The organism is Streptomyces sp. NPDC003393 (assembly GCF_053589015.1).
Map to the genome: position 1 here is coordinate 103,186 of NZ_JBSFRB010000022.1, position 13,845 is coordinate 117,030.

A 13,845-nucleotide genomic window follows, 5' to 3' on the forward strand; every position below is an offset into this window, starting at 1 on the left:
GACAGGTCTACACCACGTGAGTGGACTAGACCTCTTGCGGGTCGACGGGCCACACTGTTCTCCGTGAGACACGTCATCGCTCTCGATGTGGGCGGCACCGGGATGAAGGCCGCACTGGTCGGCGCGGAGGGCGACCTCCTCCACCAGGCGCGCCGCCCGACCGGCCGGGAACGCGGACCCGACGCCGTCGTCGAGGGAATCCTCGGCTTCGCCGCCGAGCTGCGCGCGTACGGCGCCGAGCGCTTCGGCGAGCCCTCGGCCGCCGCCGGCGTCGCCGTGCCCGGCATCGTCGACGAGGAACGCGGCATCGCCGCCTTCGCCGCCAACCTCGGCTGGCGCGACGTACCCCTGCGCGACCTGCTCGCCGAGCGGCTCGGCACCCCGGTCGCGCTCGGTCACGACGTGCGCACCGGCGGTCTCGCCGAGGGCCGGATCGGCGCGGGCCAGGGCGCCGACCGGTTCTTCTTCGTACCGCTGGGCACCGGGATCGCGGGCGCCATCGGCATCGACGGCCGGGTGGAGGCTGGCGCGCACGGCTTCGCCGGCGAGATCGGCCACATCGTCGTGCGCCCCGGGGGCACCCCGTGCCCGTGCGGTCAGCGCGGCTGTCTGGAGCGGTACGCGTCCGCCTCTGCGGTCAGCCAGGCCTGGGCCGAGGCGTGCGGGGGCCCGGACTCGGACGCGGCGGACTGTGCCAAGGCGGTCTCGTCCGGTGACGCCCGCGCCCAGAAGGTCTGGCAGGAGGCGGTGGACGCGCTCGCCGACGGGCTGGTCACCGCGCTCACCCTGCTGGACCCGGGGACGCTGATCATCGGCGGCGGGCTCGCCGAAGCGGGGGAGACCCTGTTCGCTCCGCTGCGGGAGGCCGTCCGGCGGCGGGTCACCTTCCAGAAACCGCCGTCGATCGTCCCCGCGGCCCTGGGGGACACCGCCGGATGCCTGGGCGCGGGGCTCCTCGCCTGGGATCTCCTCAACGCTTCTACGACTTCCCGGAGGTAGCCAGCTGATGGCCCCTAGCAAGGTTCTCACCGGAGCCCGGGTGGTACTGCCCATCGGGACCGCGGACGGCGGCCGTGTGATCGTCGACGGCACCCGGATCGCCGACAGGGCCCCCGCGGACGCCGAGACCCTCGACGTCTCCGGGCACTGGCTGGTCCCCGGCTTCGTCGACATCCACAACCACGGCGGGGGCGGGGCCTCCTTCTCCGGTTCGGCCGAGGACGCGCTGACCGCCGTGCACGCCCACCGGCGGCACGGCACCACCACCGTCGTGGCCTCCACCGTCACCGACGACATGGGCGTCCTCGCCAAGCAGGCGGGGCTGCTGTCTGAGCTGGCCGAGCAGGGCGAGATCGCGGGCATCCACTTCGAGGGGCCGTTCATCTCGCCGTGCCGCAAGGGCGCGCACTCCGAGGCGCTGCTGCGCCACCCGGACCCCGCCGACGTGCGCAAGCTGATCGACGCCGCCCGCGGGCAGGCGAAGATGGTGACGCTCGCCACCGAACTGCCCGGCGGCCTCGACTCCGTGCGGATGCTCGCCGACCAGGGGGTGATCGCGGCGATCGGGCACACGGACGCCGACTACGAGCAGACGGTGGAGGCGATCGACGCCGGGGCCACCGTCGCCACCCACCTGTTCAACGCGATGCCGACGCTCGGTCACCGCGCGCCCGGCCCGATCGCGGCGCTGCTGGAGGACGAGCGGGTCACGGTGGAGCTGATCAACGACGGGGTGCACCTGCACCCGGCCGCTCTGGAGCTGGCGTTCCACCACGCGGGCGCGGCCCGGGTCGCGTTCATCACCGACGCCATGGACGCCGCCGGCAACGGTGACGGCCGCTACATGCTCGGCCCGCTGGAGGTCGAGGTCGCGGACGGCGTGGCGCGGCTGGTGGAGGGCGGCTCGATCGCGGGTTCGACGCTCACCCTGGACCGGGCGTTCCGGCGTGCGGTGACGGTCGACCGGCTGCCGGTCGAGGACGTCGTACGGGCCCTGTCCGCCAATCCGGCCCGGCTGCTCGGGATGGACGACCGGGTGGGCTCCCTGGAGCCCGGCAAGGACGCGGATCTGGTGCTGCTGGACGAGGACTTCGCGCTCAAGGGCGTGATGCGGCGCGGCGAATGGGTGGTCGATCCCCGACTGGGCTGATCCGTCCGGCCTGCGCCCCGGCCTTCGGACGCCCTCCGGCCGGCCGTCGGCCGGATGGCCGGTCCGAGGGCTGGGCGGTGCGCCGTCCGTTTGGCATGATCGAAGTCCCGGCGGACGTCCGGGAGGTCATGACAGGCGTGCGTACGCCGTGACAGGCGCACCTACTCGGGGGAGGTCCGGCCCACGTGATCCTCACGGTCACGCTGAACACCGCTCTCGACATCACCTATCGGGTGCCGTCCTTGAAGCCCCACGTCTCCCACCGGGTGACGGAGGTGACCGAGCGGCCCGGCGGCAAGGGCGTCAACGTGGCCCGGGTGCTGGCCGCCCTCGGTCACCAGGTGACCGTCACCGGCTTCGCGGGCGGCCCCACCGGGCGCGAGGTGCACGAGCGGCTCGCGGCGACGCCCGGTGTGGTGGACGCGCTGGTCCCGGTGTCCGGCACGACCCGGCGCACGGTCGCGGTCGTCGACGAGCGCACCGGCGACACCACCCAGCTCAACGAGCCGGGCCCGGTCATCACCCCGCCCGAGTGGTCCGCCTTCCAGGACGTCTACGAGGATCTGCTCGGCTCGGTCTCGGCGGTCGCGCTGTGCGGCAGCCTGCCGCCCGGACTGCCGGTGGGCGCCTACGCCGGCCTGGTGCGCACCGCGCGCGCCGCGGACGTGCCCGTGCTGCTGGACACCAGCGGCGAGGCCCTGCGACGCGGTATAGCGGCCCGCCCCGACATCATCAAGCCGAACGCCGACGAACTGGCCGAACTCACCGGCGCGCACGAGCCGCTGCGCGCCACTCAGGCCGCCCGCCGGCGCGGCGCCCGCGCGGTCGTCGCCTCCCTGGGCGTCGACGGCCTCCTGGCGCACACGGCGGAGGGCCTGTGGCGGGCCGTCCCGCCCGCACGTGTCCACGGCAACCCGACCGGCGCCGGTGACTCGGCGGTGGCGGGCCTGCTCTCCGGCCTGGTGGAGCACCTGCCCTGGCCGGACCGGCTGGCCCGCGCGGTCGCCCTGTCCACGGCGACGGTGCTGTCCGAGGCGGCCGGCGAGTTCGACCGCACGGCCTACGTGGAGCTGCTGGAACGGGTGGCGGTGACCGGAGAGGCCACCGCGGCCTGAGGGGTCAGTCCCCGGACTTGACCCATCCCTTCTTCAGCCAGAGCTGATCGAGGTTGGCGTCGCACTGGTTGCCCTGCTCGCACGAGATCTTGATGGTGTTCGTGCCCTTGTTGAGCTGGACGTAGTTGAAGGTGTGGGTCCAGCCCTTCTCGTAGTCGCCCGCGGGGGCACCCGCGTAGTTCTTCAGGTTGACGGGTGTGGTGGACGCCGTGCCGTTCACGGTGAGGGTGGCGGTGCCGTCCTTGCCGGGGACGCCGTAGCCGACGAAGACGGTGTACTTGCCGTCCTCGGGGATGCCGTTGACGGTCCAGGTGACCGAGGCTCCGACGTTGTTGAAGTTCGTCACGTAGACGCCGCCGTCGGCCTGGGCGCCCTTGACGTCGGAGGCGGTGGTGGCGCCGCCGCCCAGCAGCAGGGCCTTGGCGTCGATCTTCGGCAGCTCGCCGTCCGGCGCGACGCTGCTGCTGGCGGACGGGGACGGCTGGGAGCTCTGGGAGGCCGCGGGCGTGGCGCCGCCGGCCTTGTCGCCGCCCTTGTCGTCGCCCTTGTCGCCGAGCATGGCCACGCTGATGCCGATGACGACGGCGGCGACCACGGCGACGGCGCCGATCAGCAGGCCCTTGGTGTTCGGCCCGCGGCGGCCGGTGCCGCCGCCCTGGGCGGGCCGGCGACCGGCGGGCGGGGCGCCACCGGGAAGGGTCTCGGGCGCGGCGTAGTGGGCGCTCGGCTGGCCGTACGCGCCCTGCTGCTGACCGTAGCCCTGCTGGCCCTGCTGGCCCTGCTGCTGCGGGACCTGGCCGTAGGGCGCCGTGGGGGGCTGCTGGCCGTACTGCCGCTGGCCGACCGTGCGGACCCGGCTGACCGAGTTCGGGTAGCCGTAACCGCCGGACGGCGGCTGGGCTCCGTTGGCCTGACCGTCGGCGTAGAGGTAGCCGAACGGGTCGTCGTCCTCGGGCGTGCTCGCGCCGTTGTTGCCGGGCGTCATCCCTAGGTACTCCTCAACAGGTGCGGGTCGGGTGCAGTACGTCGTCAGGATGGCGAGCCTACCCGCTCCCGTGGCCCCAAACAGGTGACTCAACCGGTATCAAGTCGCTGACCTGCGGATCATCCCGCTCGGCGATGTTGTTTGGGACGAGATCGTTTCTCGACGTACATCCGTTCGTCGGCGGACTTCAGAACTTCGTCCGCCGTCATGCCGCAATGTGCCCAGCCGATGCCGAAGCTGGCACCGACCCGGACGGCGCGGCCCTCGGCGCGGATCGGCTGGATGATCTCGTTGCGCAGCCGTACGGCGAGGTCCTGGGCGTCGGCCCGGCCGAGCCCGTCGGCGAGGATCACGAACTCGTCGCCGCCGAGCCGGGCGACCGTGTCGCCGTCGCGCACGCCGTTCGACAGCCGCCGGGCCACCTCGATGAGGACCGCGTCGCCCGCGTTGTGCCCGAACCGGTCGTTGATCGACTTGAAGCCGTCGAGGTCGCAGAAGAGCACCGCGAGCCCCTTGGTGCCGTCGTCCCGGTCGTTCTCGGGGGCGACGATGTGCACATGGTGGTCGTAGGCGTCGTAGGCCGCGGGGCCGGGCGCGAAGTCGAAGCCGTGACCGCTGCCGCCGGCGGCGTAGGCGGGGTGGCCGTGGGCGGCGTCCAGCGAGTCCAGCTCGCCGGCCGACTGGGGGCGACGGCACAGGCGGGCCGAGAGCCGGGAGCGCAGTTCGGCGGAGTTCGGCAGGCCGGTGAGGGAGTCGTGGGAGGCGCGGTGCGCGAGATGCAGCTCGCGGCGCTTGCGCTCCTCGATGTCCTCGACGTGGGTGAGCAGGAAGCGGGGCCCGTCGGCGGCGTCGGCGACCACGGAGTTGCGCAGGGACACCCAGACGTAGGTGCCGTCGCGGCGGGCCAGGCGCAGCTCCGCCCGCCCGCCCTCGGCGGAGGTCCGCAGCAGTGTGCCGATGTCCTCGGGGTGGACCAGGTCGGAGAAGGAGTAGCGGCGCATCGCGGAGGCGGGACGGCCGAGCAGCCGGCACAGGGCGTCGTTGGTGCGCAGGATCCGGCCGTGCTGGTCGCCGCCCATCTCGGCGATGGCCATGCCGGAGGGGGCGTACTCGAACGCCTGGCGGAAGCTCTCCTCGCTGGCGCGCAGGGCCTGCTGTTCACGCTCCAGGCGGACCAGGGCGCGCTGCATGTTGGCGCGCAGCCGGGCGTTGCTGATCGCGATGGCCGCCTGGAACGCGTACACCTGCAAAGCCTCGCGGCCCCAGGCGCCGGGGCGGCGGCCGTTGCGCGGGCGGTCCACGGAGAGCACGCCGAGCAGCTCGCCCGAGCCGCCGGGGCCGCCGGGCGAGTACATGGGCGCGAAGAGCCGGTCGGAGGGGTGCCACTCGTCCTCGAAGCGCGGGGCGGGCCCGTCGGTGTACCACTGCGGGACGTCGTCGTCGTCGAGGACCCAGCCCTCGGTGTGGGGTATGAACACCAGGTCGCCCCACTGCTCGCCCATGTTCAGCCGGCGCTCCCAGGACACGCGGGAGCCGACCCGGCCGGTGATCAGGGCCTCGGCGGCGGGGTTGCCGGAGAACGCGGCCACCACGAGGTCGCCGTCGGAGCGCACGAGGTTGACGCACGCGAGCTCGTAGCCGAGGCCGGTCACAACGCCGTCGGCGACGGTCTGCAGCGTGTCCGCCAGGCTTCGTGCGGTGTTCATGTCCGCCATGACCTGGTGCAGTTGTCGCAGGGTCGCAAGACGGACGTAGGGCTCCGACTCGGTCTCCATGCTCGCCCTCCCCCCGATACCTCGCAGTGCGTCAAAGGGTTCTCTTCGGCGTATCGTTCCGTGCGGTCTCCGCCACTGAATCACAGCGCGAAGCCCACCCGGTACACAGGGTCAACAATTCGAGCCTCTTGTGACTCAAGTCACAGCCGAACGTGAGCAATTGAGCGCAGTTTCCGCATTTTCCCTGCACGTTTACCGAACGCAAACTTTGTGGGTGTGTGCACATGATGCACCAGCGCCCTGCCGGGCGGGCTGGAATCGAAGCTTCCACCCTGCGGAAAGAGACCGGGCACCGGCTTCCGGTGGTCCTCGGGTCCTAGGTCCGGGCTCGGGCCAAGGCCCGATGCGGGGGCCGTGAGCCGGTGATTAGCGTGGGGTGCGTGCTGAACACCTTCCCCTCGCCGTCCTCCTCGCCGTCCGCCTCTGCCACGGTCACCGCCGCCGGGCATGCTGAGGGGGTGAGCAACGACGAGTTCCGGGCCGCGATGACCCGGCTGGCCGCGGGCGTGGTCCTGGTGACCGCGCAGGAACCGCCGCTGGACCCGGACGATCCGCTGGCACCCGGGGGCGAGGACGTGGGGATGACCGCCACGGCGTTCGTCTCGGTGTCGCTGGACCCCCCGCTGGTGCTGGTCAGCCTGCGCGAGGGTTGCCGCATGGACGATCTGCTCGCCGAGCAGCCCCTGTGGGCGGTGTCGGTGCTGACGGAGAGCCAGCGCCACATCGCCGGCCGCTTCGCCATGAAGGGCCGTATCAGCGACCGGCTGCTGTTCGAGGACATCCCCTACGTCCGCGGCGAGGTCTCCGGCGCCCCGCTGGTGGGCGGCGCCCTGGCCACCCTGGAACTGCGCACCGAGCAGCGGGTGCCGGCCGGCGACCACACCCTGGTCGTCGGCCGGGTCCTCACGGCCCGCCTCCCCAGCGCCGACGGCGGCCCGCTGATGTACTTCCGGGGAAGGTACCGGCAACTGAGGTGAGCCGGCGGGGCACGCGGCGATCCCACGGGGGACGGGCCGATGCGTCGGGCGAGCCCACGGGGATGATCCGGCGCCTGGGCCGGACGGTCCGCAGGGCTTCTACGACGCCCTCGAGGCTGTCGACTTCAGGCCAGGGAGCACGTCAAGTCCAGTCCCGTCCGGAGCGGCCGCGCTTGGTCTCCGACCGCTGCTTCTTCTCCCGCAGGCGGCGCTCGTTGATGCCGCGCGGGATACGGGTCGGTCTGCGGGTCCTGGGCGGGGGCGCGGTCGCCTCGGCGAGCAGGGCGGCGAGCCGCACGGCGGCGGCCTCGCGGTTGCGCCACTGGGAACGGTGCTCGGATGCGCGGACGGTGACCACCCCGTCCACGAGCCGGCCCGCCAGCCGGTCCAGGGCGCGCTGCTTCCACACCTCGGGCAGGGACTCGGTGTTCGCCAGGTCGAAACGCAGTTCGACCTGCGTGTCGCTGGTGTTGACGTGCTGTCCGCCGGGCCCCGAGGACCGCGAGAAGCGCCAGGCCAGTTCGGCCTCGGGGAGCGCGACGGAGCCGCGGATGACATAGGGACCGGACATGCCGTCCATGTTCCCGCGCCCGTCCCGGTCACGTCACCGGATTTTCACGGGGCCGCCCGGGGGACGTTCGAACCGGCTTGGTAAAAAAGGTAAAGACATCCGGAACCATGGGGACCCCTCTCGGCGTTCCTAGGGTGGCGGTAGCTTCATCCGCACACGCAACGAGGGAAGGGACTCCCCCACCATGGCTGTAAGCCTGTCCAAGGGCGGCAACGTTTCGCTCACCAAGGAGGCCCCGGGCCTGACCGCCGTCACCGTGGGCCTCGGCTGGGACGTCCGCACGACCACCGGCACGGACTTCGACCTGGACGCCTCCGCGATCGCGGTGAACGCGCAGGGCAAGGTGTACTCCGACGCCCACTTCGTGTTCTTCAACAACAAGCAGACCCCGGACAACACCATCGTCCACACCGGTGACAACCGCACCGGCGAGGGCTCCGGCGACGACGAGGCGATCAACGTCAACCTCGCCGCGCTCCCGGCCGACATCGACAAGGTCGTCTTCCCGGTCTCGATCTACGACGCCGAGAACCGCAGCCAGAACTTCGGCCAGGTCCGCAACGCCTACATCCGCATCGTCAACCAGGCCGGCGGCGCGGAGATCGCCCGCTACGACCTCTCGGAGGACGCGGCCACCGAGACGGCCATGGTCTTCGGCGAGCTGTACCGCAACGGCGCGGAGTGGAAGTTCCGCGCGGTCGGCCAGGGCTACGCCTCGGGCCTGGTGGGCATCGCCCAGGACTTCGGCGTCAACGTCTGACACCGGCCCATGTGCGGCGGCGGGGCCCCGGCCTTCGAAAGGCCGGGGCCCCGCTCCGTACCCACGCCCGTCTCCTCCCACGAGGGCGCCCGAACGCCTCGCCCGTCCGCACGGTCCGCGATACGTTGCGCGGGTGATCATCGAGTCCCTGTCCCTCCCCCCGGACCACGGCCTGCCCGGCGAACTGCTGACCGAACTCACCGCGCTGTACGCGTCCGATCGCGACTTCCACGCCCTCAGCGGCGAGTTCCCGGACCCGGACGACATCCGCCCGGAACAGGTGGCGGCCGCCCTGGCGGACGATCTGGCCAACCCGGACGCGGAGGTGCTGCTGGCCCGCAGCGAGGGCCGTCCGGTGGCCGTCGCGATCACTCTCGCCCACCACCCCGACCCGGCCGACCCGGACCCGTGGATCGGACTGCTGATGGTCGACGCGACGGCTCGACGACAAGGCCACGGCAAGCGGCTGGCGGGCGTGATCGAGGACCGCTTCCGCGCCGCGGGCCGCACCGCCGTGCGCCTCGCCGTGCTGGAGAACAACCCGCGCGCCCTCGCCTTCTGGACGGCCCTCGGCTACGAGGTCATCGACCACCGGCCGGACCGGGAACTGCACCGCCCCTGTGCGGTGTTGCGCAAGGAACTGGGCCGACCCGAGTCGGCCTGACCGCGCCGCGGCCGGATTTGCTGGAGACCTTCGCCACCGGCGGCCCGCCGCCCGACTCCGCCGGCCTCCGGGAGCCGCGGCTGAGACACGCACGGGCCGTGTGGGCCGCCCCTGCGGCGCTGCGGCGGGACCTGCGGCGGGTGTGACGGCTGCGGGCCCGGCTCAGGGGTGGGCCGGTCTGCCGTCGCCGAGCAGCCAGTCCTTCCATATCTCGCCGAAGTCCTTCGCCGGGACCTTCTTCTCGACGTAGGCGGTGAAGTCGGCGGTGGTGGCGTTGCCGTGGCGGTGGGCGGCGGCCCAGCCCTGGATGATCTCGTAGAAGGCGTCGTCGCCGGCCTTCTGACGGATCTTGTGCAGGACCATCGCGCCGCGTTCGTAGACCGGGTGGGCGGAGATGTGCGCGGCGTCGCTCGGTCCGGCCGGCGGAAAGGCCCACAGCTCCTCGGGAGCCACGTTCTCGTCCTCGCCCCGGTAGAGCGCGTCGAAGGTCTGCTGCGCGCTGGGGCCGCCGTGGTCCTCCTCCCACAGCCACTCCGCGTACGTCGCGAAGCCCTCGTTGAGCCACATGTCCCGCCACGACGCCGGGGTGACGGAGTCGCCGTACCACTGGTGGGCCAGTTCGTGCACGAGGGTGCCGGTGTCGGGGGCGCCGGGGAAGACGGGTCGGGTCTGGGTCTCCAGGGCGTAGCCGGCGTCCTCGCCGCGCCCGACGACCACGCCGGTGGAGGAGAAGGGGTACGGACCGAAGTTGTCCTGCGACCACTCGAGGATCTCGGGGAGCTGCGCGAGCACCGTGCGGCTCGCCGCCTCCTGGCTCGGGTCCACGGCGGAGTACACCGGCAGGTGGCCCTTCAGCACCGAGCGAGTGATCCGGTAGTGGCCGATCGCGACCATGGCGAGGTAGCTCGCCATCGGCTCGGCGGTGTGCCAGCGGTACGTCGTGCGGTCCCCGTCGGTCGTCGTGGACTGCAACTCGCCGTTGGAGACGGCCTGGAGCCCCTTGGGCACGGTGACGGCGACGTCGTACGCGGCCTTGTCCGAGGGATGGTCGTTGCCGGGGAACCAGGCCATCGATCCGACCGGTTCGCCGAGGGCCAGCGCGCCGTCGGCGGAGTACAGCCAGCCCTCCTCGCTGCCGTCGGCATCGGTGAGGGTCCGCGGGGTGCCGGAGTAGCGGACCGTCACGCCGAACGTCTCGCCCTCGGACAGTTCGCCGTGCGGGCGGACGGTCAGCTCCTGGCCCGCGCGCTGGAATCGGGCGCGCCGTCCCTCGACGGTCACGTCCCGCACCGTCAGCCCCTCGAGGTCGAGGTCGAAGGCGGAGAGGTCCTTGGTGGCTCGGGCCGTGATCCGGGCCGTGCCGGTGAGCCGGCGGTGGTCCGGGTCGTAGGCGAGGGTGAGGCCGTAGTGGGTGACGTCGTACCCGCCGTTGGCCCGCCTTGGGGAAGTAGGCGTCGCGCACGCCCGAGCCGCCCGGAGTGCCGTGGACGCCGCCGTCGCAGGCGGTCAGCGCGAGAGCGAGGACGGCGGTGGTGGCGGTGACGGCCCGGGCAACCCGTACGGATCGGTACACATGTGCGATCTTATGCGGCGGGCCATGACACCATCGGCTACGTGCTCGACATCGGCTACGCCCTCTCCAACCGCTTCCCCGACCCGCCGCAGACGGACTACCGCCGCGTGGACGTCCACGCCCTGCGCCACGACCTGTTCTGCGGCGACGTGTACCTGGCCGACACCGAGACGGACCGGGAGGTCGCCACGGCCTGGGGCTGGGTGCCGGTGCTCGACTTCGCCTGGGCGCTGTGCGACATCGTGGAGCGGCTGGACCGGGACCCGGCCGGCTCGCGGGCGGCGCGGCCGCAGCGGGCGGAACTGGACTTCACCGAGTCCACCGACCGCATGCTCTTCGAGCGCCGCTTCGGCTGGGTGGACATCGAGGCCGACTGGATGCCGGCCGAGGAGCCCCCGCTCACCTTCTCCCACTCCGAACTGCGCCGCGAGGCCCGCGACTTCCTGCACGACCTGATCGCCGACCTGACGGACCTGCACGACGACCTGGCCGAGAACCCGGCGATCTGGACCCTCCAGGCCCGCTTCCCCCGCCTGCCCTGAGCCGGGACGCTGCCGCGAGCCGTGAGCCGCGAGACCGGCCCGGCCGGTCCGCGGGATCTCAGGTCCGCGCGGTGGGCCGTTGGGCCCCGCCGAGCAGGATCACGTCGTCGGCCGTCGTCCCGTACGGCAGTTCGCCCTGCGAGAGGTAGCGGTAGCCGATGGTCAGGCGCGGAGCGTTCAGGCGCAGGCAGTCCATCGCGTCGAAGTGCTGCGCGTCGGCGAACACATACCGTCCGTCCTCCCCGTCCTCCGGGTCGATCGGTATGCACCGCAGGACCGACTCCAGCGCCGCCAGGTCCACGGGGCCGGCGGCGAGGGACAGGAAGGCGTCCGGGTCGGCGCCCGTCGGCTCGGGCCACTCGAACGGCTGCTCGACGCCCGGCGGATCCTCTCCGTCGTCCTCCGGCTCGTCGAAGTAGCCGGGGAAGGAGTCGTAGGAGTGGCGCAGGTCGCCGTTCTCGTACAGCGTCATCATGAGGACGTCGGAGTCGAAGAGGTACATGCCCAGCGCGGGCGCCCCGAGCAGCTTGCTCAGCGGTCCGGCGAGGTCGAGCCCCGCCGTTTCCGGATCCGGGTGGATCACCGTGTGCTCCGGCCCGGCGGGCAGCACGTACCCCCTGACACCCTGGCCGTCCAGCAGCGGCACGACCGCCTCGCACGCCCGCGCCACCAGTACGTTGCCGTAGAAGGAACCCATGGACGTCACCCCTCCACGCGAAGCCCCAGCTTCGCCGCCAGGACCGGGGCCAGGTCGAGCAGCTGGCCGGTGCTGATCACCGCTCCCGCCAGCCGGTCCACGCCGGCCGCGATCTCCAGCGGCGCGGCCCCTCGCAGATCCACGTCCGAGAGCGTCACGGCGCTGAGGTCCACGCCCTTCAGAGCGCAGTCCAGGAACTCGACCCGCTCCAGCCGGGCCCCCGCGAAGTCCGGCTCGACAAGGACGCAGCCCTCGAAGACGACGTCCCGCAGCTTCGCCTTCCGCAGGTTCAGGTAGTCGATCTTGCCGCCCCGGATCCACACCCGTTCCAGCACGGCGCCGTGCAGCTGGGTCCCGCCGAGGCGGGCGTCGGCCAGCTCCACGTCGCGCAGCGTCGACTCCGCGAGGTCGGTGCCCACGCCCCGCACGCCGGTGAGCACGGAGTCGAGCAGGCGCGCGTGACGCAGTGACGCGTCGTCCAGCGCGCAGCCCCGCAGCGCGCAGTCCATGAACCGGGCGCCCGCACCGTCCTGCCCGGCGAAGTCCGTGTCCCGGAACTCCAGCCCGTCGTAGTCCCCGTCCGGTGACAGCGCCCCGCCGCCGTACGCCTCCAGCGCGGGCAGTCGCACCTCCGGCCGCCGCGCGGCCCTCGCCGCACCGCGTCCGCCCGTCCCGCCGCTCGTTGTCCTCGCCATGGCCCCATGCTGCACCCCACCACTGACAACGCGATCGACCTGCGCGAACACAGGCGATGTCACAAACCGGGGTCTCGGGGCGTCGTAGCCGACGAAGGCGCAAGCGACCGGAACCGACCAGAGGGAGAACCCCACCCATGCACCGCATCACCGTCATCGGCGGCGGCCTCGCCGGATTGACCGCGGCGATCTCCGCCGCCGAAGCGGGCGCCGACGTCACCGTCCACGAGGCCCACCACACGCTGGGCGGACGGGCCCGGACGGCCCAGGGACCGTACCGGACGAACGACGGCCCGCACGCCCTCTACAACGGCGGCCCGCACTGGGCCTGGCTCCGCCGGCGCGACCTCATCGGGCCGCTCGGCCAGCTGCCGCCGCTGGAGGCCACCCGGCTCCGGCTGCGGTACCAGGGGGCACTGCGCCGCACCCCGCCCTTCGCGGTGCTCAAGCTGCTGCGCCGCGGCCTGCCGCAGGCGCCCGTGGACACCGACTTCTTGCCCTGGGCGACCGGCATCGCGGGCGAAGAAGGGGCCCGCGCGGCCGCCCACTACAGTGCGGTCGCCCTGTTCCACCACGACCCGGGCGCCCTGTCGGCCGCCTTCGTGCAGGAGCGGCTGCGCCGCGCCACCAAGCTGCCGCCGGAGGCGCATTACCCGCGCGGCGGCTGGGCGAGCGTGATCGACCGGATGGCCGCCCGCGCCTGGAACCTGGGCGTGCGGATGGAGACCCTGTCCCGCGTCGACACGCTGCCCACCGACACCCCCGTCGTCGTCGCCACCTCCCTGGCCGCCGCCCGCCGGCTCCTCGGCGACGACTCGCTGACCTGGCCCAGCGGCCGTACCGCCCTGATCGACCTGGCGGTGCGCACGCGCCGCGGCGACGCGTTCGCCGTCTCCGACCTGGACGCGCCCGGCTGGATCGAACGCTTCACCGCGCAGGACCGCACCCTCGCCCCGGCCGGTGAGCAGTTGATCCAGGGCCAGGTCCCGCTCGCCCCCCACGAGTCGCGCGCCGACGGCATCGCCCGCGCCGAGGAACTGCTCGACCTGGGCTTTCCCGGCTGGCGGGAACGGGTGACCTGGCGGCGGGAAGCGGTCGCGAGCGGCCGTACCGGGGCCGTGGACCCGCCCGGCACCAGCTGGCGCGACCGCCCGGCCATCGACCGCGGCGACGGCGTCTACCTGGTCGGCGACCAGGTCGCCGCCCCCGGCGTCCTCTCGGAGGTCTCCTTCGCCGCCGCCCTCACCGCCGTCAGCCTCGCCCTGGGCCGGTCCGGCCTCGGCCGCCGCCGGGGCCGACTCGACCTCAAGCAGGCATGAGATATGCGGTTCGCCCTATTTCG

13 protein-coding genes and 1 pseudogene are annotated in these 13,845 nt (G+C 72.8%); 8 read left to right on the plus strand and 6 right to left on the minus strand.

The annotated features are described in order from the left end of the window. The first annotated feature begins 63 nt into the window (after nucleotides 1-63). The 3 genes from ACWDUZ_RS21830 to ACWDUZ_RS21840 all read left to right on the plus strand — a co-directional run bounded on the left by ACWDUZ_RS21830 (nucleotide 64) and on the right by ACWDUZ_RS21840 (nucleotide 3,264). Nucleotides 64-999, plus strand: coding sequence for an ROK family protein (locus tag ACWDUZ_RS21830; RefSeq protein WP_451633450.1), 936 nt, complete (start codon nucleotides 64-66; stop codon nucleotides 997-999). Nucleotides 1,000-1,006: 7 nt separating this feature from the next. Further along, nucleotides 1,007-2,149 (plus strand): N-acetylglucosamine-6-phosphate deacetylase, encoded by a 1,143-nt coding sequence (gene nagA, locus ACWDUZ_RS21835; protein ID WP_451633451.1) that lies wholly within the window; start codon nucleotides 1,007-1,009, stop codon nucleotides 2,147-2,149. Nucleotides 2,150-2,334: 185 nt separating this feature from the next. Further along, on the plus strand, nucleotides 2,335-3,264 hold the full coding sequence (locus ACWDUZ_RS21840) for a 1-phosphofructokinase family hexose kinase (RefSeq protein WP_451633452.1): 930 nt from the start codon (nucleotides 2,335-2,337) through the stop codon (nucleotides 3,262-3,264). A 4-nt stretch (nucleotides 3,265-3,268) separates the two neighbouring features. Here the strand turns inward: ACWDUZ_RS21840 and ACWDUZ_RS21845 are convergent, their stop codons facing one another. Continuing rightward, the gene (locus ACWDUZ_RS21845; protein WP_451633453.1) at nucleotides 3,269-4,249 is read right to left on the minus strand and encodes a carbohydrate-binding protein; all 981 of its coding nucleotides are present in this window, start codon (nucleotides 4,247-4,249) and stop codon (nucleotides 3,269-3,271) included. 119 nt (nucleotides 4,250-4,368) lie between these two features. Further along, the gene (gene cdgB, locus ACWDUZ_RS21850; RefSeq protein ID WP_451633454.1) at nucleotides 4,369-6,024 is read right to left on the minus strand and encodes a diguanylate cyclase CdgB; all 1,656 of its coding nucleotides are present in this window, start codon (nucleotides 6,022-6,024) and stop codon (nucleotides 4,369-4,371) included. 380 nt (nucleotides 6,025-6,404) lie between these two features. On the opposite strand from cdgB, the gene ACWDUZ_RS21855 reads away from it, so the two are divergent. Then, nucleotides 6,405-7,001, plus strand: coding sequence for a flavin reductase family protein (locus ACWDUZ_RS21855; protein WP_451633455.1), 597 nt, complete (start codon nucleotides 6,405-6,407; stop codon nucleotides 6,999-7,001). Between the two features lie 142 nt (nucleotides 7,002-7,143). Here ACWDUZ_RS21855 and arfB read toward each other — a convergent pair whose 3' ends face one another. Further along, complete coding sequence (gene arfB / locus ACWDUZ_RS21860) at nucleotides 7,144-7,581, minus strand: alternative ribosome rescue aminoacyl-tRNA hydrolase ArfB (protein WP_451633456.1); 438 nt, start codon at nucleotides 7,579-7,581, stop codon at nucleotides 7,144-7,146. Nucleotides 7,582-7,756: 175 nt separating this feature from the next. On the opposite strand from arfB, the gene ACWDUZ_RS21865 reads away from it, so the two are divergent. Both ACWDUZ_RS21865 and ACWDUZ_RS21870 read left to right on the plus strand, forming a co-directional pair. Continuing rightward, on the plus strand, nucleotides 7,757-8,332 hold the full coding sequence (locus tag ACWDUZ_RS21865) for a TerD family protein (RefSeq protein WP_030164923.1): 576 nt from the start codon (nucleotides 7,757-7,759) through the stop codon (nucleotides 8,330-8,332). Nucleotides 8,333-8,465: 133 nt separating this feature from the next. Then, nucleotides 8,466-8,996: a GNAT family N-acetyltransferase gene (locus ACWDUZ_RS21870; protein ID WP_451633457.1), complete on the plus strand. Its 531-nt coding sequence runs from the start codon at nucleotides 8,466-8,468 to the stop codon at nucleotides 8,994-8,996. A gap of 162 nt (nucleotides 8,997-9,158) precedes the next feature. Here the strand turns inward: ACWDUZ_RS21870 and ACWDUZ_RS21875 are convergent. Beyond that, nucleotides 9,159-10,569 (minus strand): annotated as a pseudogene (locus ACWDUZ_RS21875) (M1 family metallopeptidase). A 41-nt stretch (nucleotides 10,570-10,610) separates the two neighbouring features. Between ACWDUZ_RS21875 and ACWDUZ_RS21880 the strand changes: the two are divergent. Continuing rightward, nucleotides 10,611-11,111 carry a hypothetical protein gene (locus tag ACWDUZ_RS21880; RefSeq protein ID WP_451633479.1) on the plus strand — a complete coding sequence of 167 codons (501 nt, stop codon included), beginning with the start codon at nucleotides 10,611-10,613 and terminating at the stop codon, nucleotides 11,109-11,111. A gap of 58 nt (nucleotides 11,112-11,169) precedes the next feature. Here the strand turns inward: ACWDUZ_RS21880 and ACWDUZ_RS21885 are convergent, their stop codons facing one another. Together ACWDUZ_RS21885 and ACWDUZ_RS21890 are read right to left on the minus strand one after the other, a co-directional pair. Further along, nucleotides 11,170-11,808, minus strand: a complete 639-nt coding sequence (locus tag ACWDUZ_RS21885) for a hypothetical protein (protein ID WP_451633458.1) — start codon at nucleotides 11,806-11,808, stop codon at nucleotides 11,170-11,172. Nucleotides 11,809-11,813: 5 nt separating this feature from the next. Then, nucleotides 11,814-12,503 (minus strand): pentapeptide repeat-containing protein, encoded by a 690-nt coding sequence (locus ACWDUZ_RS21890; protein WP_451633459.1) that lies wholly within the window; start codon nucleotides 12,501-12,503, stop codon nucleotides 11,814-11,816. 137 nt (nucleotides 12,504-12,640) lie between these two features. On the opposite strand from ACWDUZ_RS21890, the gene ACWDUZ_RS21895 reads away from it, so the two are divergent. Beyond that, a complete protein-coding gene (locus ACWDUZ_RS21895) occupies nucleotides 12,641-13,822 on the plus strand; it encodes an NAD(P)-binding protein (RefSeq protein WP_451633460.1) in 1,182 nt (393 codons plus the stop codon). The last annotated feature ends 23 nt before the right edge of the window (nucleotides 13,823-13,845 follow it).

Bases quoted from the DNA above. Each gene is read 5' to 3' on its own strand.
- ACWDUZ_RS21845 (WP_451633453.1), bottom strand. From the start codon at position 4,249: ATGACGCCCGGCAACAACGGCGCGAGCACGCCCGAGGACGACGACCCG.
- ACWDUZ_RS21890 (WP_451633459.1), bottom strand. From the start codon at position 12,503: ATGGCGAGGACAACGAGCGGCGGGACGGGCGGACGCGGTGCGGCGAGG.
- ACWDUZ_RS21885 (WP_451633458.1), bottom strand. From the start codon at position 11,808: ATGGGTTCCTTCTACGGCAACGTACTGGTGGCGCGGGCGTGCGAGGCG.
- nagA (WP_451633451.1), top strand. From the start codon at position 1,007: ATGGCCCCTAGCAAGGTTCTCACCGGAGCCCGGGTGGTACTGCCCATC.
- ACWDUZ_RS21865 (WP_030164923.1), top strand. From the start codon at position 7,757: ATGGCTGTAAGCCTGTCCAAGGGCGGCAACGTTTCGCTCACCAAGGAG.
- cdgB (WP_451633454.1), bottom strand. From the start codon at position 6,024: ATGGAGACCGAGTCGGAGCCCTACGTCCGTCTTGCGACCCTGCGACAA.
- arfB (WP_451633456.1), bottom strand. From the start codon at position 7,581: ATGGACGGCATGTCCGGTCCCTATGTCATCCGCGGCTCCGTCGCGCTC.
- ACWDUZ_RS21895 (WP_451633460.1), top strand. From the start codon at position 12,641: ATGCACCGCATCACCGTCATCGGCGGCGGCCTCGCCGGATTGACCGCG.